The organism is Nocardia sp. NPDC060259 (assembly GCF_042728775.1).
In the GTDB taxonomy this organism is placed as follows: domain Bacteria; phylum Actinomycetota; class Actinomycetes; order Mycobacteriales; family Mycobacteriaceae; genus Nocardia.
On the sequence record NZ_JBHXAY010000062.1, the window covers coordinates 16,366 to 40,899 of the forward strand.

Genomic DNA, 24,534 nt, shown 5'->3' on the forward strand with positions numbered 1-24,534 from the left:
CCGCACCTCCACATGTCGACGCCGGTGATCGTCCGGCATCCGACGGTCGAGCGTAGTTGGCCCGCCGTCAGCGGCGGCCGTTCGGCCCTTCCCAGTCGTTGTTCTCCGGATCGGCGCCGGGCGCAGGCTGCTGCTGCGGCGGCGCGGTCGGCTCGCCCCACGGCTGGAACCCATCGCCCGCGTACCGCGGCTGCTCCGGCTGACCCCACGCATTGCCCTGGCCCTGCGGGGCCTGCGGCTGTTGCGGCTGCTGGGGCTCCTCGCGCGGCGGCCAGCCCGGCGCCGACCAACCGGCCGGGGCGCCGTAGTCGGGCCGCGAACCGTGCGTGCCCGACTGACGCGGGAACGCCTGGGTCGGCGCGGCGGGCAGCGGGTAGCCCGTGGCAGGCGGCGCGGGCTGACCGTACTGCGGCGGCTGCGCCGGGTAGCCGTTGGCGGGCTCGAGCGGCGCGCCGGCAGGCACCGGCTCCTGCTGGGCGGGCGGCCACGGCTCGCCGCGCTCGGCGGCCAGCTCGCCCGGCGTCTTCACCGGGGGCTTGTCGGACGGGAGCCGGTCACCGAAATCGTTGAACGCGGTGATCCGCGGTCGCTTCTCGACGCCGGCCAGCACCTCTTCGAGGTCCTTGCGGTGCAGGGTCTCGCGCTCGAGCAGCGCGGTCGCCAGCGCGTCGAGCTGCTCGCGGTACTCGCTCAGGATCGACCAGGCCTCGGTGTGCGCTGCCTCGATCAGGTTGCGCACCTCCTCGTCGATCTCGCGGGCCACCTCGTGCGAGTAGTCCGAGCCCTGGCCCATCGAGCGGCCGAGGAACGGGTCGCCCTGCTCCTGGCCGTAGCGGACCGCGCCGAGGCGGGCGCTCATGCCGTACTCGGTGACCATGCCGCGCGCGATCTTGGTCGCCTGGTCGATATCGGAGGACGCGCCGGTCGTCGGCTCGTGGAACACCAGTTCCTCGGCCGCGCGGCCACCCATCGCGAACACCAGCCTGGCGATCATCTCCGAGCGGGTCATCAGGCCCTTGTCGTCCTCGGGCACCGTCATGGCGTGGCCGCCGGTGCGGCCGCGGGCAAGGATGGTGACCTTGTAGACCGGCTCGATATCGGGCATCGCCCAGGCCGCCAGGGTGTGGCCACCCTCGTGGTAGGCGGTGATCTTCTTCTCGTGCTCGCTGATGATGCGGCTCTTGCGGCGCGGGCCACCGATGACGCGGTCGACCGACTCCTCCAGCGATTCGCCGGTGATGAGCGAACCGTGCTCACGCGCGGTGAGCAGCGCGGCCTCGTTGATGACGTTGGCCAGATCGGCACCGGACATGCCGACGGTGCGCTTGGCCAGACCCTCGAGGTCGGCGTCGGGCGAGATCGGCTTGCCCTGCGAATGCACACGCAGGATCGCGCGGCGACCGGCCAGGTCGGGATTGCCGACCGGGATCTGCCGGTCGAAGCGACCGGGGCGAAGCAGCGCTGGATCGAGGATGTCGGGGCGGTTGGTCGCCGCGATCAGGATGATGCCGGTGCGGTCACCGAAGCCGTCCATCTCGACGAGCAGCTGGTTCAGCGTCTGCTCGCGCTCGTCGTGACCGCCGCCGAGGCCTGCGCCGCGCTGGCGGCCGACCGCGTCGATCTCGTCGACGAAGATGATGCAGGGGCTGTTCTGCTTGGCCTGCTCGAACAGGTCGCGCACACGCGAGGCGCCGACACCGACGAACATCTCGACGAAGTCCGAACCGGAGATGGTGAAGAACGGGACGCCCGCCTCACCGGCGACAGCGCGCGCGAGCAGCGTCTTGCCGGTACCGGGGGGACCGTAGAGCAGAACGCCCTTCGGGATCTTCGCGCCGAGCGCCTGGTAGCGGGCCGGATTCTGCAGGAAATCCTTGATCTCGTACAGCTCTTCGACGGCCTCGTCGGCGCCTGCCACATCGGCGAAGGTGGTCTTGGGCATGTCCTTGGACAGCTGTTTGGCCTTGGACTTGCCGAAGCCCATCATGCCGCCGCGACCACCGCCCTGCATGCGCGACATCACGAAGATGAACAGGCCGACCAGCAACACCATCGGCACGATGAACAGCAGCAGCTGGGAAAGCCAGCTCTCCTGCTTGACCACCGTGTCGTACTTCGCGCCGGAGTTCTGCACCGCGTCGAAGATCTGCGCCGATGTCTCACCGCCGCCCGGGTATTTGGCGACGATCTTGGTGTTGTTGTTCGTCGCCTCGTTGCCGTTGTTCAGTTCGATGCGGAGCTGCTGCTCCTTGTCATCGATCTGGACGTTCTTGACATTGGCTTTGTCCTCCAGCTGGCTGAGCGCCACGGAAGTGTCGACACTCTCCCAGCCGCGCGTGTCATCGCTGAGAAAGCTGAACAGCCAGATCATGAGCATGATGCCCGAGATGATCGCCAAAGTGCGAAACACTGTCTTGCGGTTCATAGAGCGTCGGCCGGACGGCCCAGTCCTTTCCGGTTATTTCTCCGGGTGTGCCTAGCGAAGCGTCGAGATCGGCGGGTTTCGGATGCGGACATGCCACGTTACCGCGTACGGTCTAGTTCGATACATCGCGCAGTTCGGCTGCTGGTGCAGTTGCACTGGTCAACGTTCAGAGCTGGGGAACGGTTCCCGAAAGCTCCGAACGCGTTGTTGCAAGTGGCCACAATCATGTCATGCCCGGCTTATCGTGGGCGACGACACAACTACAGCGCAGGGGGTATGGACATCGTCGAGCTACGAACACCCACAGCGATTCTGCGCCACGGCCGTGGACGGCTCACCGTTCTGCGGCCGGGTACCGACGGCGAGCGGGTTCTCGATGTTCCCATCGCCGACCTGCTCAAAGTGCGGCTGAACCGGCGCGCCGACGACGCGGTCGTCATCGAGATCTTCCTGCGCTATCCCACTCCGGTGCTCACCGGCGTTCCCGCCGACCGCACCCCACTTCCTGTCCTCATCGCCGAACACGACGTGCCTGCCGCGCTCGGCATCGTCGACCGGATCAACGACCAGATCATGGCAACCCAGCGCATCGATATCGCCGCGCCTGATCTCACCCCGCCCGCGCCGGAATGGGGAAAGTCGGGCCCGGCCAGGGCCGATGTCGAGCGCGCGGTCCGCCGAATGGCGCCGCGCAAGGAGTCCCGCACGGCCGTCAACGCGCTGCACCGCTACGTCACCCCCGACGAATACGTGCTGGAAACCGCGATCGCCGTGGCTACACCACCCGCGGGCACCGGCACCGGTCTGCTCGCGGCGACCACCACCAGGCTGCTGTTCATCTCCCTCGGCAACGGCGAGCGCTACGCACACGAGCTGGCCGTCGCCGCGATCCTCGGCGCACGCACCGTCGACGGCGCTCGCTCGGCGCCCGGTGAGATCGACACACGGCACGGCGGCTCCGGCATGGACGTCAGCGACGGCAACAGGACACTGCATTTCGCAGGCGCCGACCGCGCCGACACCGAACGGGTGACCTGCGCGGTCAACTTCGCCGTGCGCAGGCAGGCCGCCGACGGCGCCGCAGGGCCCGCCGATCCCGGCGTCTCCCAGCTCTACGCCGAATGGGAATTACTGGTCGAGCGGCACTCGCTCGGCATGGTCGACGACACCCAGTTCCAGCGCTACGGCCGCGGGATTCTCCGCAGCCTGTAGCTCCGACCGGCCGGACCGAACGCTCAATTCGGTTCGGCCTCGGTTTCGGTCTTCTGCTCGGGCTCGTTGAGTTCGATCCGGCGCCACGGGCTGGTCGGGCGGGTCCATAGCCGTAGCAGTTCCATCCGGCGGTCGACGCCGCCGTTCTTCAGTTCGGCGAGGTCCTCGGTGGCCTGCCAGTAGGTCCAGCCCGCGAGGTAGGCGTCGCCGAACTGGCGCCAGTTGCGGTAGCGGCGCTGCGCGGGGGCGAGTGCCCGCATCGCGTACTCCCACGCCACGTCGGCGTCGATGTAGCCCGCGGTGAACGCCATTCTGGCGACCGCGATGACGCGGGCCAGGTCCCAGGCGTGGATGTCGTTGGGCAGGGGCCGGGCCAGGTGGTCGGTGAAACCGATCTTGATGGCCTGGGCCCAGATGTCGTAGTCGCGGACCAGCGCCTCGGGGTTGTCCATGCCGCGGAAGGAACCGACCTGGCGCAGGAACGCGCGGTGCCGGTCGGCGCGTTCACCGAAGCGGTCGCGTTCGCTGGCGTTGATCGATGCCATCACCAGCGGGTGCACCAGCGAGTACAGGGGGGCGTGCATGCCTTCGAGGAGCTGTTCCATCGACGCGCGCGCCTCGGTGCCGTCGGTGATGCCCCAGGCGCCGGTGAGGGTGTCGATGGCGAGTTCGCGGCGGTCGCCGAGCGGGTGCTCGCGCTCGGGGCCGAGCAGCATCGCGTCGTGGAAGGCGTCCCAGCGGGTGGAATAGAAGGCGCCGAGGGCGAGCGCGCGAAGTTCATCGTCGCTCACACCGGCACCGGACCAGTGGTCTTCCTCACGCTCGTCCAGTTCCGGGTACGGAAAGGTGGTCAGCGCTGGTACTCCCCTGGCAGGCATGCGGCCGAGTCTAGTGCGGCGGGTGCCTTCCGGGGCCGAGGAGCGAATCTGCTTTCTTGGCCTGCCGTGATCTGCCCCACAGGTCTATTGTTCTGACATGTGTAGAAATATCACCGTCTTGCGTGGTCTGGAGCCTGCCGCCACCGAGCAGGAGATCTACGCTGCCGCCTTGCAATATGTGCGCAAAGTCGGCGGCATCTCCGGGCTGAGCAGCACCACCAAGCCCGCGGTCGACAAGGCCGTCGCCGCCATCGCCGCGGCGACGACGACACTGCTCGCCGAGCTCCCCGATCGACGGGTGCCACCGCCGACCGAACCGCCGCTGCGCCGCATCGCGGCCAGGGACGGCGTCGTTCAGGAAACGCCGTAGGCGGCGACGCAATCCAGCGCTATCTCCAGCGCCATCGCTCGCTCGGACACCGGATGTCCGAGGATTTCCTCCACGCGGTGGATCCGGTACCGCACCGTGTTCTTGTGCACGCCGAGCAGGCGCGCCGCTTCCTCCGGGCTCCGCTGCGCGCGCAGATAGGCGTGCAGCGTCGCGCGTAACCGCGTCGCGACGGGGTCGGTTCCGGTGAGTCCGCGCAGCTCGCGGGCGATCAGCCCGCGCATCGCGGCCGTGTCGACCCCGGCCAGGTAGGCGATCTCCACCTCGCGATAGCTGGTGACCGTCCGGCTGCCCTGCTCGGCGACCCGCCGCGCGGCCACCGCTTCCCGATGACTGGCGACGAACCCGTCGACGTGCGCGCCCGGCATCCCGAACGCCACCCGCACCGGCGCCGCCACCTCGCAGCGCGCGATCCGCTCGGCGATCTCGGCGTCGTCGTCGACGGCCGCCCAGGCCCACAGCCCGCTCGCGCTGGCGGCGACGGTGAGCAGACCGGTCGCGCCGAGCGTCGAGGCGATCCTGGCCGCGGCGCGGTCGAGCAGGCCGCCCGGTTCCTCGCCGCCCGCGTCGCCGGTCCACAGCAGAAACGCCAGATGACGCTGCGAGAGCCGGTACCCGAGCCCGATCGAGGCCTGATCCACATCGACCACCGTGCCGGCCAGCAGCGCGCGCACCAGTTCGGTACGGGTGTTGAGCGCATCGCGCAGCACCCGTTCGCGTTCGGCCATGAAGGTGCCGGTGAGCGCCTCGATCGACAGTCCCATCCAGGTGGTCGATCGCTCGAACATCCGCAGCAGGACCGCCCGCTCGAGTTCCGGCGGCAACTGACCTTCGCCGACGGTCTCGGTCATCACCGCCAGCGCCTCGGCCAGACCCGCCCGGTAGGCGCGCAGCAGTACCCGCACGTCGAGGCCGCGGCGGGCGATGGTTCTGGCCAGGACATGCGCTTCCTCGGGGAGCGCGAGATCGTCGGTGTCGGTGGCGAGTCCGCCGAGCACCACCCTGGCGTGCGCGCGGGTGCTGGCGGCCAGGTCCCGGCGCAGATCGGGGTCGTCGAGCTCCGGTGAATCGGCGAGCACGGCCGCGTCGAGGCGCGCGACGACACGCTCCAGCGTCTGCGTGCGCAGCAGTTCGAGCACGAACTCGGCGAACCAGCCGCGCACCTGTTCGCCGATTTGTTCTCCAGACACCAAATAATCCGATTTCGTTGACGGGAACGGCCAAGAATCCGTGCCCTCATTGTGCCAGGCTGATAGTTGGTGAACTGAATCACACAACGCAGTGGGGAGCACGACAGTGACCGAACTCGACCAGACCGCCGCGGCCGAAGCCCAGGTGATCGCGGTGCGCAATCCAGCGACCGGCGAACAGACCGGCTCGGTGCCGATCGTCGCGCCGGACGAGGTGGCGGCCGCGGTCCGGGAACTGCGCCTCTTCCAGCCCGAATGGGAGGCGATCGGGCCGGAGGGCCGCAAGAAGTGGCTGCTGAAGATGCAGGACTGGATGATCGACAACACCGAGCATCTGGCCGCGGTCCTGCAGTCCGAGACCGCCAAGCCGCGCGTCGACGCGCTCATCGACCCGGCCTTCGCCGTCGACCTCCTCGGCTACTACGCGCGCCGGGCGGGCAAGTTCCTCGCCGACGAGCACCCCTCCCCGCACAGCCCGCTCGCGCGGGTGAAGTCGCTGACCGTCGCCTACCGCCCCTACCCCGTGGTCGGCGTGATCACGCCGTGGAACTTCCCGCTCGCGATGCCGGCGATCGACGTGTTCCCCGCGCTGGCCGCGGGCGCTGCGGTGATTCTCAAGCCGTCGGAGGTGACGCCGCTGTCGGCGGTCGAGCTGGCCCGCGGCTGGGCCGAGATCGGCGCGCCGCCGGTGTTCAAGGTGGTCACCGGCGCAGGCGCGACCGGTGCGGCCGTCGTCGAGAACGCCGACTACATCCAGTTCACGGGCTCCACCGCGACCGGCCGCAAGATCGCCGCCGCCTGCGCCGAGCGGATGGTGCCCTACAGCCTCGAACTCGGCGGCAAGGACCCGGCGATCGTGCTGGCCGACGCCGACATCGACCGCGCCGCGCACGGCATCGCCTTCGGCGGCATGTTCAACGCCGGGCAGGTCTGCATCTCGGTGGAGCGGGTCTACGTCGAGGCGCCGGTCTACGACGAGTTCGTCACCAAGCTGACCGCTGCCGTCGCCGCCCTGCGCCTGGGCGAGGACGGGCGCGAATCCAAGAACGACGTGGGCGCGCTGGCCAACGAGAACCAGGTGCGCATCGTGCAGCGCCACGTCGACGAGGCGATCGCGGCGGGCGCGCGGGCGACGACCGGTGGCAAGCGCACCGGCGTCGGCACCTTCTTCGAGCCGACCGTGCTCGTCGACGTCGACCATTCCATGTCGTGTGTCGCGGAGGAGACCTTCGGGCCGACGCTGCCGGTGATGAAGGTGGCCGACGAGGCCGAGGCGATCCGGCTGGCCAACGATTCGATCTACGGCCTGTCGGCGTCGGTGTGGACCGGGGACAAGGCGCGCGGCGAGCGGGTGGCCAGGCAGTTGGACGCGGGCGCGGTCAACATCAACGACGTGTTCTCCAACCTGTTCAACCCGGCGATGCCGATGGGCGGCTGGGGCCTGTCCGGTGTCGGCGCGCGCTGGGGCGGGGCGTCGGGCCTGCGCAAGTACTGCCGCGCGCAGGCGATGACCAAGCCGAAGATCCCGACCATGAGCAAAGAGCTGTTCTGGTACCCGTACGACATGAACAAGCTCGTCGTCATGGTCAGCGCGATGCGGGTCGCCGGTGCGCGCGGCATCCGCCGGATCGACCTGCCCGCGGTGTGGCGGCTCAAGGGCGGCAAATGAGCCCGGCGGTCCGCGATCTCGTCGTCGTGATCACCGGCGGCGCCCGCGGCATCGGCCTCGCGACGGCCACGCGGCTGCGGGAGCTCGGCGCGCGGGTGGCGATCGGCGACATCGACGAGCCCGCGGTGAAAGCGGCAGGCGATTTCGCGCTGTCGGGCGCGCTCGACGTCACCGATCCGGTCTCGTTCGAGGCGTTCCTCGACGAGGTCGAGCGCACCGTCGGCCCGATCGATGTGCTGATCAACAACGCGGGCATCATGCCGACCGGCCTGCTGGTCGACGAGCCCGACCGGGTGACCCGCCGGATTCTCGAGATCAATATCTACGGCGTGATTCTCGGGTCCAAGCTCGGTCTGGCCCGGATGCTGCCGCGCGGGCGCGGGCACGTCATCAATATCGCCTCACTGGCAGGCGAGACGCACATCCCCGGGCTGGCGACCTACAACGCCAGCAAACACGCGGTGCTCGGCTTCACCGACACCCTGCGCGAGGAGTATCGCGGGTCGGGCGTGCGGTTCTCGGCGGTGTTGCCGACACTGACGAAGACCGAGCTGGGCGCCGGGGTGAAGGGCAACTGGTTGTTGAAGCCCGCCGAACCGGAGCAGATCGCCGCGGCGATCGAGGGGTTGATCGGATCGCCGCGCTCGAAGGTGCGGGTGTCGGCGTTCGCGGGCTATCTGTCCCGGTTCGTGAACCTGCTGCCCGAGGCCGTCGGTGACGGTCTCGGCCGGGCGCTTGGTTCACGCACGGCCTTCCTCGATGATGTCGACAGGTCGGCGCGGCGCGCCTACGAGGAACGCGCTCGCGAGAGCTGAATGCCCGGAATCCGGCCGCGCGCGCATGGCTCGCCGCGGCCGGATTCCACACACCGAAACCTCTTTGTGACGAAAGTCACTGTGTCGCAGTCCTTCCGGCGCGAACAGAGGTCAGCGGTCTGTTTCATCGCTCGCCCGCGTCGTCGGGACGCGCGCCACATCGCGCCGAATCGTGTGAATCCGGACGCATTTCCGCTGGTCAACCGCCCAGCAGTCGCACGCCCGCCGCTCAGCGTCCGGTGACCGCGCACCAATGACGCCTCAATGGTGCAGCGCACCATGTCAGGCCATATGCTGTGCATTACCAACCTGGTGACTGTTTTGATCCACCTCCGCGAACTTCCTTGCCCGTTTTGGCTGGATTTTCCCGACCTATTCTGATAGCAAGGTGCTATGGACCCGCATTTGCGCGATCTGCGGTATTTCGTCGCCGTCGCTGAGGAACTGCATTTCACCAACGCCGCCCAGCGGTTGCACATCGCTCAGCCGACGTTGTCACGCCAGATCCGCCAGCTCGAACGCCAGCTCGACGTGGTCCTGTTCGACCGCAACCAGCGCAGTGTCGCCCTCACCGTCGCCGGTAAGGAACTGCTCGAAGGCGCACGCAAGATCCTCGAGCTGTGGGAGGTGACCAACGTCTCCCTGCAGGAAGCAGGCGAAGTGCTGCGCGTCGGTATCCAGTCCGCGCTCGGCCGCGGCCTGCTCAACGACCTGGAGAGCGCCAGCGGCCACCGCCTCGCCCTGCACGCCGCCTCCTGGAACGACCCGTCCAGCGGCCTGGCGGGCCGTCAGGCCGACCTGGCCCTGGTGTGGCTGCCGCTGCCCGACCCCAACCGCTACCGCTGGCAGGTGCTGCGCACCGAGCCGCGCTGGGTGCTGCTGCCCGAGACCCACCCGCTCGCCGAGCAGGAGACGATCGAGTTCGCCGATCTGCTCGACGAGCCGTTCATCGCCCTGCCGACCGAGGCGGGCGCGGTCCGCGACTTCTGGCTCGGCAACGACGCCCGCGGCGGCCGGGCCGCCAAGATCGGCGCCGAGGCCGCCACCCCGGAAGACAAGCTCGAGGCCGTGAGCCTCGGCCTCGGCGTATGCCTGCTGGCCGAGAACAACGTGCCGATGTACCGCTGGCCCGGCCTGACCGCGCGCCCGGTCGCCGGTCTCACCCCGTGTGAGCTGGCGGTGGCGTGGCGGGCCGACGACACCCGCCCGACCATTCTGGAATTCGCCGGTCGCGCCGTCGACGGTGGTTTCTCCGAGCCCCAGCCGGTGCAGACCCCGATCGCGGTCTAGTTCGTCAGCTCCAGTTGGGCGGCGAGGCCGAGCAAGGTGGCCTCGCTGCCCGGCGGACCGGCCAGTTGCGCCGCGAGCGGGGTGTGCGCCTCGGGATGGGTGCCCATCGGCACCGAGGCGGCGGGCCAGCCGACCAGATTCCAGATGCCGGTGAACGGCGCGTAGCGCGCCGAGGCGAGGACATTCGCGGTCCAGCCGCGCCCGCTCCACTGTTTGGCCTTGGGCGGCGGCGCCGCGAGCGTCGGCGTGATCACCACGTCGAAGTTCTCGAAGAAGTCGACAAGTCCGGCCTCGATCCGGTCGACCTGATTCGGCCGCACCAAGCCCAGCCGCCGGATCAGCCTGCCCAGCGCGAGGTGCCGTTTGGTGCGGCGTTGCAGCAGTTCGGGGTGCGGTAGCGCCGCGGCGTCGGCCAGGCCCGCGCTGGGCCAGCGCAGCGCCATCGCCAGCGCCGTGTCGCCGTAGGGCAGTTCGACCGGCTCGACCAGGTGCCCGGCCGCCGCCGCCCGCGCACCCGCGGTGCGCGCTGCCGCCGTCCAGTGCCGATCCATCCGGACCAGTCGCGACGGCGGAGCCACGGCGAGTCCGATGCGTAGTCGCTGCGGAGCGCGTAGCTCGGCCAGATCGGAGCGTCCCGCCAGCACCGACAACGCCAGCGCCGCGTCCGACACCGTCGTCGCGAGTACGCCGTTCTCGGCCATGCCAGCCCAGGAATCGACGCCGATATCCGCGGGCACCACCTGGCGACCCGGCTTGATCCCGAAGACGCCGCAGGCCGCGGCGGGCACCCGGATCGAGCCGAGCCCGTCGTTGCCGTGCGCGATCGGCACCAGCCCCGCGGCCACCGCGGCGGCCGCGCCACCCGAGGAGCCACCGGCGGTCCGGCCGACATCGCGCGGATTGCGGGTGACGGTCCCGTCCTCGTCGGTCGTCGCCCACAGGCCGAGTTCGGGCATCGCCGTCACCCCGACGACGATCGCGCCCGCGGCCCGCAGCCTGGTGACCACCGGATGGTCGGCGGGCTCCGGCTCGGCCGGACTGGCCGCCGACCCGGCCCGCAGCGGCACACCGGCGACCGCGATGTTCTGCTTCACCGCCACCGGCACGCCTGCCAGCGGCAGCTCGTCCAGATCGTCGCGGGCGGCCAGCTCCAGCGCCTCGGCGCGGGCCTGTTCGGCACGCACGACGGTGAACGCGTCGATCTTGCGATTCTCCGAGGAGATCCTGGTCAGTGCCTCGGTCACCACGTCGAGGGGCGTGATGGTGCCCGCGCGTACCCGGGCGGCCAGCGCCGCCGCCGGGCCGCCGATGGGGTATTCGTCGGCAGGTGGGTGGGAAGGGTTCATCGCCACCTCAGCGTCCGTCACGCCGTCGTCGTCGACGGACTCCCATGCTACCGCTGTGAGGTCATCGTGCATGTGCGGATTCGCCCCCGTCGCATGGTCGTCGAAATTCGGGTGATCTGCTCTCGAGGCGCAAGTTATCATTCGGGTACGGCTCGGGGGCCGATGGTGTCGGGTGTGGCGGAAGGAATTTCGCTCCGATCCGCGCGAACCTTAGGTCGGTTGATGATCGATAAGACCGGAAGCGACGAACTGCCCGACGCGAGCGCCGGACGGTCGGCAAACGTGCGCGGCGACATGGTCGACGCGTTCACCCAGGCATGGGGTTCCGCGGCCGGTCAGCCGCCCGATATGGCCGAATTCCTGCCCGACGCGCGGACCCTGCGCAGGCAGGCGCTGCACGAACTGATCCGCATCGATCTGCGCAATCGATGGCTGCACCACACGGGCGCCGATGTCACCCGCAAGCGCCTCGCCCACTACTGCGCCGAGTTCCCCGAACTCGATCCGGCGACGCTGCCCGCCGGGCTGGTGTTCGAGGAGTTCGTGATCCGCAGGCACAGCGGCGAGCGCGTCGACCCACGCGACTGCCTGCGCGAATACCCGGATCAGGCGCCCAGCCTGCGCGCGCTGCTCAACGCCGACGAGCTCGAGCAGAGCACCCATCGCACCGACGACCCCGATCCGACGGTGAACCAACCGCCCGATCCCACTCGTACTACCCAGGTGACCACGCCCGAGCTCGACCTCACCGCGACAGCGACCTCGGCGGCGACCGCGACCTCGGTGGCGACCGCCGCAGCGTCGTCGCCGGGCGCGTTCGAGCCACTGGACCGGATCGAGATCGGCCAGCGCATCGGCGATTTCGAGCTGCTGACCGGCCTGGGCACCGGGGCGTTCGCGCGAGTCTTCCTGGCCAGGCAGACCTCGATGCAGCGGCTGGTCGCGGTGAAGATCTCCGCCGACCGCGGCACCGAACCGCAGACCCTGGCCCAGCTCGACCACGACTACATCGTGCGGGTGTTCGATCAGCAGTTGCTCGACACCGACGACACCGCGCCGTCGGGCGCCCGCCGCTTGCGCCTGCTCTACATGCAATTCCTGCCCGGCGGCACCCTGCTCGGACTTCTGCGCTGGGTGCGCGCGACCCCGCCCGACGAGCGCAGCGGCAAACTGCTGCTCGACGCGGTCGACGCGGCCATGGAGGAGAAGGGCGAGATCCGCCCGACCGATTCGAGCGTCCGCGCCGAGCTGGCCGCGCTGAGCTGGCCGGAGACCGTCGCGTGGCTCGGCAGGCGGCTCGCCGAGGCGCTCGACTACGCGGCCACGCACGGCGTACTGCATCGCGACGTGAAACCGGCGAATGTCCTGCTGACCGCGGAGGGTGTGCCCAAGCTGGCCGACTTCAACATCAGCTTCAGCCGCACCGTCGCCGGGACCAGCCCGGTCGCGTATTTCGGCGGCTCGCTGTCGTACATGTCCCCCGAGCAGCTCGAGGCCTGCCATCCCGGGCTCGGCCGCACCGCCGCCGACCTCGACACCCGCGCCGACATCTATTCGCTCGGCGTCGTCCTGTGGGAGCTGCTGACCGGCGCGAAGCCGTTCGACGACAGCACCGCCGAGGCCGCGGGCAGCGGCGACGAGACCACCCTCGAGGCGATGCTGGAACGGCGCACCAGCGGCGTCGACCCGGTCGCGCTCGACCGGGTGCCCGCGGACTGCCCGTCCGCGCTGCGCCGGGTCCTGCTGACCTGCCTCGAACCCGACCGCGCGCACCGCTGGCCCGACGGCGCGGTGCTGGCCAAGCAGTTCGACCTGTGCCTGGACGAGCGCGCGCGAGACCTGACCGACCCGCCGCCGAAGAGCTGGCGGCTGCAGCTGCGCCGGTTCCCGTTGCTGGCGATGGTGGTGGCCATCGGCATCCCGAACGCGCTCGCTTCCTGGTACAACATCATGCACAACGAGACGCTGGTCGTGAGCAGACTCAGCGAAGCCGCGCAGCAATCGTTCGTGGTGATCACCACCGCGGTGAACCTGGTGTTCTTCCCGATCGGCACGGTCGTGCTCATCTATCTGGCCAGGTTCGTGCTCTCGGTCCCCCGCGGCATGCGGCACGACAGGCGCTACGATCCGGCGACGCTGCGCCGCACGAGACACGACACCCTGCGGGTCGGCGACCGTGCGGTGATCGTCACGAGCTCGCTCTGGGCCCTGTCGAGCGTTACCTTCCCGATCTCCCTGCACCTGGCCGCAGGCGACGTCCCCGCCCGCGCCGTCATCCACTTCCTGGCCTCGCTGCTGGTCTGCGGCGCGATCGCGGCCGCCTACCCGTTCTTCCTGGTCACCTTCTACATGGTCCGCTGCATCTACCCGATCTTCCTGCGGCACGGCGAGATCAGTGCCGACGACAACGCCTGGCTGCTCGCCCTGAGCCGCCGCTGCACCTGGTACCTCGCGGTCGCCGCGTCGGTGCCCCTGCTCGCGGTGGCGGGCGTGACCTTCCTGCCGCCCGGCGACATCCCCGAGGTGATCCTCGCCGTCCGGGTCCTGTGTGTCGGCGGCATCATCGCCTTCATCGGCTCCTACCTGCTGTTCCGTGCCCTCGAAGCCGACCTTGCCGCACTGGAGCGGGTCGTCAGCTGACCCGATGAACCCCGCGGCCGTCCGCGGCCGTATCCCCGGATGTGAGCTCGACACGCACCACCGAGGTGACCAGGCCCGCGCTCGACCGCACCGCCGCCGCGCACCCGACCGATCGCCGTGGGCTCGACCGGATCGAGGTCGGCACGCGAATCGGTGATTTCGAGCTGCTCACCGAGCTCGGCTCCGGCGCGTTCGCCCGCGTCTTCCTGGCGCGGCAGCGGGCGATGCAGCGCCTGGTCGCGGTCAAGATCTCCGCCGACAGCGGCAGCGAGCCACAGACCCTGGCCCAGCTCGACCACGACTACATCGTGCGCGTGTTCGACCAGCAGCTGCTCGACGCGCCCGCCGACGACTCGCCCCGGCTGCGGATGCTGTACATGCAGTTCCTGCCCGGCGGGACGCTGCTCGACGTGCTGCGCTGGGTCCGCGCGACGCCGCCCGAAGAGCGCTCGAGCGGCCTGCTGCTCGACGCCGTCGACGCGGCCATGAAGGAGAAGGGCGAGATCCGCCCGACCGACTCGGCGATGCGCGCCGAGATCGCAGGCCTGAGCTGGCCGGAGACCGTCGCGTGGCTGGGCGCCAGGCTGGCCGCCGCGTTGCAGCACGCGGCGGGTCACGGCGTGCTGCACCGCGATGTGAAGCCGGCCAATGTCCTGCTCACCGCCGAGGGCGTGCCCAAGCTCGCCGATTTCAACATCAGCTTCAACCGCTCGGCGGGCACCAGTCCGGTGTCGTACTTCGGCGGCTCGCTGGCCTACATGTCCCCGGAACAGCTCGAAGCCTGCCATCCGGGTCGCGCTCGCGGCGCCGCCGACCTCGACACCCGCGCCGACATCTACTCGCTCGGCGTCCTGCTGTGGGAGCTGCTGACCGGCGCGAAGCCCTTCGACGACACCACCGTGCCCGACGACGACCTGCACCCCGAGCGCGCACTGGACGCGGCCCTGGCCCGCCGCAACGCGGGCGTGGATGTCGGCCAGGTGCCCGCCGACTGCCCGGCCGCCCTGCAACGGATACTGCTGACATGCCTGGCCGCCGACCGCGCCGACCGCTGGTCCGACGGCGCGATGCTGGCCGCGCAATTCGACCTGTGCCTGGACGAGCACGCCCGTGACCTCACCGACCCACCACCGCACAGCTGGCGAATCCGGTTGCAGCCGTACGTGTTCGCGCTGCTGGCGCTGTCGATCGCGATCCCGAACGTACTGGCGGCCTACTACCAGCGTCAGCTGAACACGACGCTGATCCACAGTCGGCTCGACCCGGACACCCGCGCCACCCAGCGCGCCGTCGCCGACATCACCAACCTGATCTTCTTCTCGGCAGGTGGGGCGACCCTGATCTATCTGGGCAGAAGACTGCTGACCATTCCACACCAGTTACGCACCGGGCGGCGCTGCGATCCCAAGACCCTCGACCAGGCCCGCCAGGACTGTCTGCGACTCGGCAACCGGGCCGTCGCGGTGGTGTTCGTGCTGTGGATGGCGGCCGGGGTGATCTACGCGGTCACCATCGGGTTGGCCGACCACGATCTGCCCGCGCGCACAGCACTGCACCTGCTGCTGGTGTCGGCGATCTGCGCCGCCATCGCCATGACGTACCCGTACTTCTTGATCACGGTGTACCTGGTGCGCTGCGTCTACCCGATGTTCCTGCACCACGGCCAGGATTTCCGCAGCGACGGCAAGTCGCTGACCGTGCTGGCCACCCGGTGCCGCAGCTACCTGGTTGTCGCGGCGTCCATCCCGCTGCTCGTCGTCGCCAGCGCGACGTTTCTGCCGGTCGCGGACCTGCTGACGACGCTCACCCCGCTCCGCACGATCTGCGTGGGCGGGATGATCGGTTTCGTCGTCTCCTACATCCTGTTCCGGATCATCGAATCCGATATCCGGGCACTACTGCGCGTGACCGGATCGCGGACACCGGGTCAGGAGTAGACCTTCGGATCGAGGGTGCCGATGTAGGGCAGGTCGCGGTAGCGCTCGGCGTAGTCGAGGCCGTAGCCGACGACGAATTCGTTCGGGATGTCGAAGCCGACGTGCGCGACCTCGACGGGGGTGCGCAGCGCGTCGGGCTTGCGCAGCAGGGTGACCACTTCCAGCGAGGCCGGGTTGCGGGTGGCCAGGTTGCGCAGCAGCCAGGACAGCGTCAGACCGGAGTCGATGATGTCCTCGACGATCAGCACATTGCGGCCCGCGATGTCCTTGTCCAAGTCCTTCATGATGCGCACGACACCGGAGGACGAGGTGGACGAACCGTAGGACGACACCGCCATGAACTCGAGCTGGGTCGGGATCGGCAGCGCCCTGGCGAAGTCGGTCATGAAGAAGATCGCGCCCTTGAGGACGCCGATCAGCAGAAGGTCGCCCTCGGGAGCGTCGGGTGGGTACCGCTTGGCGACGAGCTCGGCCAGCTCTTCGATCTTGGCCTTGATCTGGTCTTCGGTGATCAGCACCGATGCGATGTCGTCTCCGTACACGGAAGTGGGTGTCCCTTCGGTGGTCATGTGGCATCGTTTCGCGGCTGCTCGCGTACCGTCAGCGTGCCATGCTCGCGCGCCACGACCAACCTGTGGTCCCTCCCACCGCCCGCCACCGCGACGCCGCCCTGCCCGCGCCAGTTGCTCACCAGCTCGTCGATCGCTTGTAAATGGGCGTTCAGCAAGCCGCTCACGCCCTGTTCGGCGAGCCAAGCCCTGATCGTCCTACGCCGCAGGGCCGATGCGGCAGTGGCCAGAATCTCGACCGACAGTGCAGGTCGATCACTGTCGCCGGGGCCACCGGCGCCCGCGCTCGCCGCACGCAGCAGGTCGGCGGTGAGCACGTCGAGCACCTCGCCATCGGCGCGAAGTTGATCCGCCGTCCGCGCCAGCGCTTGCGCCACCCCGCCCCCGAGCACGTCCTCGAGCAGCGGCAGCACTTCGGTCCGCAGCCGCACCCTGGTGTACGCGGGATCGAGGTTGTGCGGGTCGTCCCAGGGTTCGACACCGAGATCGGCACACATCCGCACGGTCTCCGCCCGCCGGACACCGAGCAACGGCCGCCCCCACGGCGGATTCCACGCCGACATCCCGTGAATAGACCGCCCACCGGACCCCCGAGCCAGCCCGAGCAACACGGTCTCGGCCTGATCGTCGAGCGTGTGCCCGAGCAACACCGGCCTACCCGCCCGCACCGATTCCAGCGCCGCATACCTGGCCGCCCGAGCCGCCGCCTCGACCCCGCCGTCACGCCCGACCTCGACCGGCAGAACCCGCGCTTCCACACACCCCAGCGCGAGCGCCTGCTCGGCCGCCCGCGCTGCCACCTCCCCTGACCCATCCTGCAACCGGTGATCCACCACGACAGCCGTCACGTCCCCCGCCTCGACGACAGCCGCAGCAACCAACGCCAGCGAATCAGCTCCCCCGGACAACCCGACGACAACCGGCATCCGCCCACCCCGCGCCGCAACCCACTCCCGCACACCCCGCCGCACGGCCAAAACAGCCGACGTCTCAGGCAGCCGCACTGTTCCGCCTCTCCGCGAATTCAGGCCAGACCCGCCTGCCACCAGAGTTGCGTCGGCGGCTGACAGTGATCAGATGGGCAAGTTTGCCCGTACCCGGTGAGTTACCCATGTCCGCACGTTGTTGTCAGTTGTTCGGGCGGGCTACAGCACTCTATTGATCCAGCGCTCTGGGTCATCTACCTCGTCGAGCCGGGGCAGAGTCTCCGCGTTGGTCCACACCGTGTTGAACTCCGCCACCCCGACCCGCTCGACCACCGCATCGACGAACTTCTTCCCCCGCACATACTGCGCGACCTTCGCATCCACCCCGAGCAGCGCCCGCAGCAGCCGCTGGATCGGATTGGTCGGCTTCTTCCTGCGCTGGTCGAAGGCGGAGCGGATGTCGGCGACGGTGGGCACCACGGTGGGTCCGACCGCGTCCATCACGTGGTCGGCGTGGCCTTCGAGCAGGGTGCCGAGCATGAGCAGCCGGTCGAGGGCCTCGCGCTGTGGTGGGGCCTGGGCGGCGCGCAGCAAGCCCACGATCCCGCGGCTGTTGGGGTCGTCGGCGGTGTCGCCGTTGCGCCGCGCCCGCACCTCGGCGATCAGCCTGCTCAGCATCTCGCTCATCGGTTCCTCGCCGACCTCGCTGAGGATGTCGACATTGGTGCGCATGTAGTCGGTCAGCCACGGCGCCGAGGAGAACTGCACCCGGTGGGTCACCTCGTGCAGGCAGACCCACAGCCGGAAATCGGACGGGTCGACGCCGAGCGCCCGCTCGACGCTGAGGATATTGGGCGCGACCAGCAGCAACGTGCCGTCCTCGCCGGTGAACGGGTCGTACTGGCCGAGGATCGCGGTGGACAGGAACGCCAGCATGGTCCCGGCTTGCAGCCCGGCGGGCTTCCCGACGAATCTGCCGACCGGGGTGGTGGTGTCGGTGCCGGTGAGCACGGCCATCGAGTCGGCGGCGGCGGTTATCCAGCCTGGCCGGTCGACGATCCTGGCCTCGGGCACCGGCCGGTCGTCGAGCAGTCCGCTGACCTCACGCACCGGCCCTTCGGCCCGCACCGAGGCGGTGGCGAGCTCGGCGACGACCTGTTCGGCGGTCTGCCGCGAGGTGCGCGGCCCGGCCGGCGCCAGCACCGCGCCCGTGCGCGCGGCGAGCCGCCAGTCGACGGCACCGCTGAATCCGGAGGTCGTGCGCCCGGTCTTGTCGTCGGTCATCGCCACCCGCTCTCAGGAGCATCCGCAGTTGCGCAGGGTGCCCGCGACCGCGTCGAGCGCGGGCCTGCTGACCTCCGGCAGTCGGTCGTTGGACATCAGCGCGAAGGTCAGTACCCGTCCGTCACGGTCGAGCACATACCCGACCAACGCGCTCGCGACACTCAGAGTTCCGGTCTTGGCACGCACCCAGCCTGCGCCCGACCGGTTCTGGGTGACGAAGCGCGGCGCCAGCGTCCCGGTGCCGCCGGCGACCGGCAGGTCGTCCAGCAGCGGCGCGAGAGCCGCTGCGCGCGGATCGTTTTCGGGCCTGGCCTGGGTTCCCGCCACCGTAGAACCGCCGGTCGGCTTGGCCGCGGTCGCGATGATCGAGTCGAGCAGCCGCGGCGGCACCCGGTCGTCGACCGAGAGCCCGCTGTTGTCGGCCAGATGCAGCCCGGCGACGTCGAATCCCGCGGTGGTCAGTGCCGCGGTCGTCGCCGCGACCGCCCCGGCGAAGGAGGCTTCGCGCCCGGTCGCCACGGCCAGTTCCCGCCCGATCGTCTCGGCGAGCACATTGTCGGAGTGGATCATCATGTCGTGCAGGCGAACTCGCAGCGGCGCCGATTCCACCTTCGCGATCTCGGCGCCGTTGTGCGCGGCCTGCCCGACCCGCACCGCGGCCGGGTCGACGCCGAGTTCGGCGGCCAGCGCCCGCCCTGCCTCCAGCGCGGGGGTGGAGGTGCGCGGCGAGTAGTCGGCCGACGGATCGAACCGGCCGCCGTCGAGCATGATCGGCTCGATCGGGGTGATCGAGCCTTCCGGGATGTCGATCGGGTCCCAGCCGGCGGCCATGGTCGGCCCGGTGTAGGCGGAGGTGTCGACGACGATCGCGTTCACCTGCCTGCCGGACGCCTTGACCTGCGCGGCCAGATCCGCGATCCGGGCGCCGTCGGTGTAGTACCCGCCGTCGGCCCTGGTGGTCAGCGTCGGATCACCGCCCGCGACGAGCACCAGTTCGCCCGGCGCGCCGGCGACGACCCTGGTCGGCACCCGCTGATCGTCGGGCAGCGTGAGCAGCGCGGCGGCGACCAGCATGACCTTGGCCGTCGAGGACGGAATCATCGCCTTGGCCGGCTCCTGGCTCCACAGCACAACGCCGCTGGTCGGATCGGTCACCTGACCGGCGAAACTGCCCAGGTCGGGGCTGCCGACCACCGGCGCGAGCGCGGCGGCGATCCCGGCCGCCGTCGGCGCGGGCGCGTCCGACCTGGCCGGCGTCACCTGCGCGGCGGCCGCCTTGCCCCGCGGCGGCTCGGCGACCGTCAGTCCCCCGTGCCGGAATTCCGGTGACCACGGTTTCGCGATCGCCGCGAACCCGCCCGCGATCACCAGCACCGCGACGACCACCGCGGACAGCCAGATCCACAGCGTCGATCGCCCGCCCCGCGATCCCGTCTTTTCGGCGTTTCGATCGATCACGACCGTCGGTGCTTCGTTGCCATAGGGCGGATGACCCGTTCCGCGCTGATCCATCAGGCCACCCGGCCGGCCGGAATCTCGAACCTTGACATCAACGCCTCACCGATCCTCGACTGTCTCGCCCGACGCGCTTCGACTGCGCGCTGAGCCGCCTGCCGCACCGGTGTTCCAGCACACCACACTATCCTCGTTGCGCAACGGTTCCCCAGAACGATCTGGCGAGTCGGCAGACCGCACTCGAACGAGCAAGGAGATGGCGTGGAGTTCGACGTCACCATCGAGATCCCCAAGGGTTCTCGGAACAAGTACGAGGTCGATCACGAGAGCGGCCGGGTCAAGCTCGACCGGTACCTGTACACCTCCATGGGCTACCCGGCCGACTACGGCTTCATCGAGAACACCCTCGGCGAGGACGGCGATCCGCTGGACGCGCTGGTGCTGCTGCCCGAGTCGGTGTTCCCCGGCGTCATCGTCGAGGCCCGCCCGGTCGGCGTGTACCGGATGACCGACGAGGCAGGCGGCGACGACAAGGTGCTGTGTGTGCCCGCGGGCGACCCCCGCTGGGATCACATCCAGGACCTGGCCGATGTCTCGGAGTTCGAGCTGTCCGCGATCAAGCACTTCTTCGAGCGCTACAAGGACCTCGAGCCGGGCAAGTTCGTCCAGGGTTCGGAGTGGCTGGACCGCGCCGAGGCCGAGAAGATCATCGACGAGTCCTTCACCCGCCTGAAGGAATCCGGCCACTGAGCTGACAGTGCACGAGAAACGGGAAGTCCGAACCAGCTTCGGGCTTCCCGTTTTCGTTGGGCAGGGCTGCGGTGGATCAGTACCAGATGAAAAGATCCCAGCCGTCCCAGGCCTCGGTGCACTCCCAGTAATAGCCGCCGGTGTAAGGCGACTCGCCGTCGGCACGACAGGCGGTCAGCGTGGCGTAGGTGCCGTAGTAGGTGCCGACCGGGCCCGCGGCGGCATTGCCCGCGGCGACCGTCGACACCCCGGCGACGGTCGCGACAGCCAGCAGTCCGGCGGCGATGGTGGATTTGATGCGCATGTCGTGTGCTCCTCTGTGCTTGTTTCGACGTCTTGAACGTATGGGCGCACCGACGCCGAAACAGCCACCCCTAGGGGGACTTTCAGCCCCACCATGGGCACTTCACCTTCCCCACCCCGGAATTCGACGACAGTGGCGGCATCGCGACGTCTCGTCGCACTGCCGCCACTGTCGTTGCCGCGCACCCGATCAGGCAGGGGGCACGGAGGCCCCTTCCGCCGCCTTCGCGTCACCGGCCGCCTGGATTCCGCCCTGCATCCGCAGCGGAACCTCCTTCCAGAACAGCACGAGGAGCAGCGCGAGCAGCGCCACCGCGGTGGCGACCAGGAACACCGTCGACATCGAGTCGGCGAAACCGACCTGGAACGGCTTGGCCAGCACCGGATCCAGCTGCTGGATGATCGAGCTGTCCTGCAGGACAGCACCGGCGGCCGACGTGTCGCGCGCCAGCAGCCCCTCGGCCAGGGCAGCGTCGGCCGGGTTCGCGCTCTGCGCACCGGCGACAACGGCCTGCTGATAGGCGGGATCGGCGGCCGACTGCTGCAGCTGCTCGGTGATGTTCGGGGTGAGCAGCGAGAACAGGATCGACAGGAAGACCGCGGCGCCGAGGGTGCCGCCGATCTGCCGGAAGAAGGTGGCCGACGCGGTGGACACGCCCATGTCCTTGGGCGGCAGCGCGTTCTGCAGCGCCAGCGTCAGCGGCTGCATCAGGTTGCCGAGGCCGAACCCGGTCAGCGCCATGAAGATCATCGCCAGCCACAGCGGGCTGTCGGCGTCGAGCAGGTGCAGCAGGAAAAGCCCGAGGGTCAGCGTGGCCGCGCCGATCACCGGATACACCCGGTAGCGGCCGGTTTTCGAGATCAACCGGCCCGACACGATCGAACCGATCATCAGCCCGAGCACCATCGGCAGCATCTGCAGACCGGCCTCGGTGGGGCCTGCGCCCCGCACGACCTGCAGGTACTGCGGCAGCAGCAGCATGCCGCCGAACATCGCGGCGCCGACGACGAACGAGATCACCACGCCGAGCGCGAACGTCCCGTTCGAGAAGATGCGCAGCGGGATCAGCGCGGCGTCGCCCATGTACTTCTCGACCGCGACGAAGCCGGCGAGGCCGAGCGCGCCGATGACATAACAGAGCACCGATCCGGTACTGCTCCACCCCCATTCACGCCCCTGCTCGGCGACGATCAGCAGCGGAACCAACCCGACCGCGAGGACGAGCGCGCCGGCGAAGTCGATGCGATGGGTGGCGTGCGGCTTGCGCGGCAGGTCCAGCACCCTGGTCACCACGACCAGCGCGAGCAGGCCGAGCGGCACGTTCACCAGGAACACCCAGCGCCAGCCGGTGATGCCGAGAATGGTGTCCTGCCCGGCGAGCAGACCGCCGAGCACCGGCCCGAGCACGCTCGAAATACCGAACACGGCAAGGAAATAGCCCTGGTAGCGGGCGCGTTCCCGCGGGCCGATGATGTCGCCCATGATGGCAAGCGCCAGCGACATCAACCCGCCCGCGCCCAGCCCCTGGAACGCGCGGAAGGCCGCCAGCTGGTACATCGAGGTGGCCAGCGTGCACAGCAGCGAGCCGATGATGAACAGCCCGATCGCGGTGAGGAAGAACGGCTTGCGGCCGAACATGTCCGAGAGCTTGCCGTAGAGCGGGGTGCTGATCGTGGCGGTGATGAGGTAGGCCGTCGTCGCCCAGGCCTGCAGCGAATAGCCGTGCAGGTCGTCGGCGATGGTGCGGATGGAGGTCGACACGATCGTCTGATCGAGCGAGGCCAGCAGCATGCCGAGCATGAGGCCGGACAGGATGGTCAGGATCTGGCGGTGGGTGAAACCGGCGGGTGATTCCACCTGGTCCGCGGTTGTCGTCACGAATCGTTCTCCATCGCGGTAGTGCTCAGTGCGGGCGAGCGGGACAGCAGGGTCGGGCGGGCCGCGTCGTAGTCGTCGACGAACCGCGCCAGCAGCGCGGCGAAGGTCGCGCGGTCGGCGTCCGACCAGTTCTCGGTGACGATGGCGACGGACTCCCGGCGGCGGGTCCTGATCCGCTCGGCGGTCTCGCGGCCGTAGTCGGTCACCTGGAGGACGGTGGCGCGGCCGTCGTCGGGATCGGCGGCGCGCACCACCAGTCCCCGCTCGACCAGCTGCGCGACCTGCCTGCTCACCGTCGACGCGTCCGAGTGCACCGCGTCGGCGAGGGCGCCCGAGCGCATCGGCCCGTCGCAGACCAGCCGGAACAGCACGACGAAGCCCGCCGGGTCGATGCCGGAGCGGTCCTTGATCTGGGCCAGCGACCGGTCGCGCAGGCGGTGCAGCCGGACGAGCTGGAGCGCGATCGAGTCGATCGCGGGCTCGTTCTCAGTCACTAGGATTCACCTTTACTTGCATCAATCAATTAGTTGTGTGATGCAAGTATGTAGACAGAACGGTCGCCGGGGCAACCGTTTGAACTGCCTTTACTCGCCCTTGAACTCCGGAGCGCGCTTCTGGAACACCGCGGTGATCGCCTCGGTCAGGTCCTTCGACGGCAGGAACGCCGCGTTCCACGTCGACACGTAGCGCAGACCGTCGGCCACCGCCGGGGCGGTCCGGTGCTCGAGCACGTCCTTGATGCCCTGCACCACCAGCGGCGGGTTGTCGGCGATCTCGCGGGCCATCGCGTGCGCGGCGGCGACCACGGCCTCCTGATCGGCGAACACCTCGTTGACCAGGCCCATCCGCTCGGCGCGGGCCGCGTCGATGTCCTTGGCGGTGAAGGCCAGCTCGCGCAGGTTGCCCTCGCCGATGATGCCGGGCAGGCGCTGCAGCGAACCGATGTCGGCGACGATCGCCACCTTCGCCTCACGCAGGCTGAACTGGGCGTCCTCGCTGGCCAGGCGGATATCGGCGGCGGCGATCAGGTCGAGGCCACCACCGATGCACCAGCCGGAGACCGCGGCGACCACCGGCTTGGTGCACTCGGCGACCGCGGTCACCGAGTCCTGCATGCCGCGGACGACCTTGAGGAACTCGGTGCGCGGCGCGGCTTTCGCGTCGTCGGCCAGCACGGGGGCGAGCATGCCGCCCATCGCCGCCAGGTCGAGCCCGAACGAGAAGTGCTTGCCCGCGCCGGTGAGCACCACCGCGCGCACCTGCGGGTCGGCGTCGAGCTCGCGGAAGATCTCCGGCAGCTCGCGCCAGAAATCGGGTCCCATCGCATTGCCCTTACCCGGCCCGGTCAGCGTGACCTGGGCAACGTGGTCGGCGATCTCGACGGTGAAGGCCTGCCAATCAGTCATGCGCTGATTATTGCCCGACGGCCAACAACACCAGCCCCGCACCCCCGACCTCGAGGAGGGGCCGCCGCGTCAGCGGCGGTGGGCCGGCCGCCCCCCCGGCAGGGGGCGGTGGGGGAGGGACGGCAAGGACAACAACCAGGAGCAGACAACCCGGCAAAGAGGGGGCCCGAAA

20 protein-coding genes are annotated in these 24,534 nt (G+C 69.5%); 8 read left to right on the forward strand and 12 right to left on the reverse strand.

Annotation, left to right across the window (positions count from 1 at the left end; all coding sequences use genetic code 11):
* Window positions 1–67 precede the first annotated feature (67 nt).
* Window positions 68–2,425, reverse strand: a complete 2,358-nt coding sequence (gene ftsH / locus ACFWF2_RS21685) for an ATP-dependent zinc metalloprotease FtsH (RefSeq protein WP_379309243.1) — start codon at window positions 2,423–2,425, stop codon at window positions 68–70.
* A gap of 276 nt (window positions 2,426–2,701) precedes the next feature.
* On the opposite strand from ftsH, the gene ACFWF2_RS21690 reads away from it, so the two are divergent.
* Window positions 2,702–3,637: a hypothetical protein gene (locus ACFWF2_RS21690; RefSeq protein ID WP_379309244.1), complete on the forward strand. Its 936-nt coding sequence runs from the start codon at window positions 2,702–2,704 to the stop codon at window positions 3,635–3,637.
* Between the two features lie 23 nt (window positions 3,638–3,660).
* Here the strand turns inward: ACFWF2_RS21690 and ACFWF2_RS21695 are convergent, their stop codons facing one another.
* Window positions 3,661–4,515 carry a DUF1266 domain-containing protein gene (locus tag ACFWF2_RS21695; RefSeq protein ID WP_379309245.1) on the reverse strand — a complete coding sequence of 285 codons (855 nt, stop codon included), beginning with the start codon at window positions 4,513–4,515 and terminating at the stop codon, window positions 3,661–3,663.
* Window positions 4,516–4,612: 97 nt separating this feature from the next.
* Between ACFWF2_RS21695 and ACFWF2_RS21700 the strand changes: the two genes are divergently transcribed.
* Window positions 4,613–4,885, forward strand: a complete 273-nt coding sequence (locus tag ACFWF2_RS21700; protein WP_378849199.1) for a DUF2277 domain-containing protein — start codon at window positions 4,613–4,615, stop codon at window positions 4,883–4,885.
* Here the strand turns inward: ACFWF2_RS21700 and ACFWF2_RS21705 are convergent.
* Window positions 4,870–6,093 carry a PucR family transcriptional regulator gene (locus ACFWF2_RS21705; RefSeq protein ID WP_379309246.1) on the reverse strand — a complete coding sequence of 408 codons (1,224 nt, stop codon included), beginning with the start codon at window positions 6,091–6,093 and terminating at the stop codon, window positions 4,870–4,872. The two genes, ACFWF2_RS21700 and ACFWF2_RS21705, sit on opposite strands and share 16 nt — an antisense overlap.
* Before the next feature lie 106 nt (window positions 6,094–6,199).
* Here ACFWF2_RS21705 and ACFWF2_RS21710 point away from each other — a divergent pair, with 106 nt between their 5' ends.
* The 3 genes from ACFWF2_RS21710 (at window position 6,200) to ACFWF2_RS21720 (ending at window position 9,867) form a co-directional block, all read left to right on the forward strand.
* On the forward strand, window positions 6,200–7,762 hold the full coding sequence (locus ACFWF2_RS21710) for an aldehyde dehydrogenase family protein (protein WP_379309247.1): 1,563 nt from the start codon (window positions 6,200–6,202) through the stop codon (window positions 7,760–7,762).
* On the forward strand, window positions 7,759–8,577 hold the full coding sequence (locus tag ACFWF2_RS21715; RefSeq protein ID WP_379309248.1) for an SDR family oxidoreductase: 819 nt from the start codon (window positions 7,759–7,761) through the stop codon (window positions 8,575–8,577). The genes ACFWF2_RS21710 and ACFWF2_RS21715 overlap by 4 nt, the downstream gene beginning before the upstream one ends.
* 393 nt (window positions 8,578–8,970) lie before the next feature.
* Entirely contained in the window at window positions 8,971–9,867 is an 897-nt protein-coding gene (locus ACFWF2_RS21720) for a LysR family transcriptional regulator (RefSeq protein WP_189029631.1), read from the forward strand.
* On the opposite strand, the gene ACFWF2_RS21725 is transcribed toward ACFWF2_RS21720, so the two are convergent.
* Window positions 9,864–11,213, reverse strand: coding sequence for an amidase (locus tag ACFWF2_RS21725; RefSeq protein ID WP_379309249.1), 1,350 nt, complete (start codon window positions 11,211–11,213; stop codon window positions 9,864–9,866). The two genes, ACFWF2_RS21720 and ACFWF2_RS21725, sit on opposite strands and share 4 nt — an antisense overlap.
* A gap of 222 nt (window positions 11,214–11,435) precedes the next feature.
* Between ACFWF2_RS21725 and ACFWF2_RS21730 the strand changes: the two genes are divergently transcribed.
* Both ACFWF2_RS21730 and ACFWF2_RS21735 read left to right on the forward strand, forming a co-directional pair.
* Window positions 11,436–13,853 carry a serine/threonine-protein kinase gene (locus ACFWF2_RS21730; RefSeq protein ID WP_379309250.1) on the forward strand — a complete coding sequence of 806 codons (2,418 nt, stop codon included), beginning with the start codon at window positions 11,436–11,438 and terminating at the stop codon, window positions 13,851–13,853.
* A gap of 41 nt (window positions 13,854–13,894) precedes the next feature.
* A complete protein-coding gene (locus ACFWF2_RS21735) occupies window positions 13,895–15,790 on the forward strand; it encodes a serine/threonine-protein kinase (RefSeq protein ID WP_379309251.1) in 1,896 nt (631 codons plus the stop codon).
* Here ACFWF2_RS21735 and hpt read toward each other — a convergent pair.
* The 4 genes from hpt to dacB all read right to left on the reverse strand — a co-directional run bounded on the left by hpt (window position 15,781) and on the right by dacB (window position 20,081).
* Window positions 15,781–16,332 carry a hypoxanthine phosphoribosyltransferase gene (gene hpt, locus ACFWF2_RS21740; RefSeq protein WP_110041409.1) on the reverse strand — a complete coding sequence of 184 codons (552 nt, stop codon included), beginning with the start codon at window positions 16,330–16,332 and terminating at the stop codon, window positions 15,781–15,783. The two genes, ACFWF2_RS21735 and hpt, sit on opposite strands and share 10 nt — an antisense overlap.
* A 23-nt stretch (window positions 16,333–16,355) precedes the next feature.
* Window positions 16,356–17,363 (reverse strand): tRNA lysidine(34) synthetase TilS, encoded by a 1,008-nt coding sequence (tilS, locus tag ACFWF2_RS21745; RefSeq protein WP_379309252.1) that lies wholly within the window; start codon window positions 17,361–17,363, stop codon window positions 16,356–16,358.
* A 141-nt stretch (window positions 17,364–17,504) separates the two neighbouring features.
* Window positions 17,505–18,569, reverse strand: coding sequence for a zinc-dependent metalloprotease (locus ACFWF2_RS21750; RefSeq protein ID WP_379309253.1), 1,065 nt, complete (start codon window positions 18,567–18,569; stop codon window positions 17,505–17,507).
* 12 nt (window positions 18,570–18,581) lie between these two features.
* Window positions 18,582–20,081: a D-alanyl-D-alanine carboxypeptidase/D-alanyl-D-alanine-endopeptidase gene (gene dacB / locus ACFWF2_RS21755; protein ID WP_379309254.1), complete on the reverse strand. Its 1,500-nt coding sequence runs from the start codon at window positions 20,079–20,081 to the stop codon at window positions 18,582–18,584.
* Window positions 20,082–20,285: 204 nt separating this feature from the next.
* On the opposite strand from dacB, the gene ACFWF2_RS21760 reads away from it, so the two are divergent.
* A complete protein-coding gene (locus tag ACFWF2_RS21760; RefSeq protein WP_379309255.1) occupies window positions 20,286–20,774 on the forward strand; it encodes an inorganic diphosphatase in 489 nt (162 codons plus the stop codon).
* Window positions 20,775–20,850: 76 nt separating this feature from the next.
* Here ACFWF2_RS21760 and ACFWF2_RS21765 read toward each other — a convergent pair whose 3' ends face one another.
* The 4 genes from ACFWF2_RS21765 to ACFWF2_RS21780 form a co-directional block, all read right to left on the reverse strand.
* Window positions 20,851–21,078, reverse strand: a complete 228-nt coding sequence (locus ACFWF2_RS21765) for a hypothetical protein (RefSeq protein ID WP_379309256.1) — start codon at window positions 21,076–21,078, stop codon at window positions 20,851–20,853.
* A 189-nt stretch (window positions 21,079–21,267) separates the two neighbouring features.
* A complete protein-coding gene (locus ACFWF2_RS21770) occupies window positions 21,268–22,956 on the reverse strand; it encodes an MDR family MFS transporter (protein ID WP_379309257.1) in 1,689 nt (562 codons plus the stop codon).
* Window positions 22,953–23,450: a MarR family winged helix-turn-helix transcriptional regulator gene (locus ACFWF2_RS21775; protein WP_379309258.1), complete on the reverse strand. Its 498-nt coding sequence runs from the start codon at window positions 23,448–23,450 to the stop codon at window positions 22,953–22,955. The genes ACFWF2_RS21770 and ACFWF2_RS21775 overlap by 4 nt, the downstream gene beginning before the upstream one ends.
* 90 nt (window positions 23,451–23,540) lie before the next feature.
* On the reverse strand, window positions 23,541–24,362 hold the full coding sequence (locus ACFWF2_RS21780) for a crotonase/enoyl-CoA hydratase family protein (protein ID WP_379309259.1): 822 nt from the start codon (window positions 24,360–24,362) through the stop codon (window positions 23,541–23,543).
* Window positions 24,363–24,534 lie beyond the last annotated feature (172 nt).

What these genes read in the sequence shown, in the direction of transcription:
- ACFWF2_RS21695 (WP_379309245.1), bottom strand. Translation starts at nt 4,515, where the DNA reads ATGCCTGCCAGGGGAGTACCAGCGCTGACCACCTTTCCGTACCCGGAA.
- dacB (WP_379309254.1), bottom strand. Translation starts at nt 20,081, where the DNA reads ATGGATCAGCGCGGAACGGGTCATCCGCCCTATGGCAACGAAGCACCG.
- ACFWF2_RS21750 (WP_379309253.1), bottom strand. Translation starts at nt 18,569, where the DNA reads ATGACCGACGACAAGACCGGGCGCACGACCTCCGGATTCAGCGGTGCC.
- ACFWF2_RS21765 (WP_379309256.1), bottom strand. Translation starts at nt 21,078, where the DNA reads ATGCGCATCAAATCCACCATCGCCGCCGGACTGCTGGCTGTCGCGACC.
- ACFWF2_RS21715 (WP_379309248.1), top strand. Translation starts at nt 7,759, where the DNA reads ATGAGCCCGGCGGTCCGCGATCTCGTCGTCGTGATCACCGGCGGCGCC.
- ACFWF2_RS21725 (WP_379309249.1), bottom strand. Translation starts at nt 11,213, where the DNA reads ATGAACCCTTCCCACCCACCTGCCGACGAATACCCCATCGGCGGCCCG.
- ftsH (WP_379309243.1), bottom strand. Translation starts at nt 2,425, where the DNA reads ATGAACCGCAAGACAGTGTTTCGCACTTTGGCGATCATCTCGGGCATC.
- ACFWF2_RS21780 (WP_379309259.1), bottom strand. Translation starts at nt 24,362, where the DNA reads ATGACTGATTGGCAGGCCTTCACCGTCGAGATCGCCGACCACGTTGCC.
- ACFWF2_RS21720 (WP_189029631.1), top strand. Translation starts at nt 8,971, where the DNA reads ATGGACCCGCATTTGCGCGATCTGCGGTATTTCGTCGCCGTCGCTGAG.
- ACFWF2_RS21730 (WP_379309250.1), top strand. Translation starts at nt 11,436, where the DNA reads ATGATCGATAAGACCGGAAGCGACGAACTGCCCGACGCGAGCGCCGGA.
- ACFWF2_RS21700 (WP_378849199.1), top strand. Translation starts at nt 4,613, where the DNA reads ATGTGTAGAAATATCACCGTCTTGCGTGGTCTGGAGCCTGCCGCCACC.
- ACFWF2_RS21690 (WP_379309244.1), top strand. Translation starts at nt 2,702, where the DNA reads ATGGACATCGTCGAGCTACGAACACCCACAGCGATTCTGCGCCACGGC.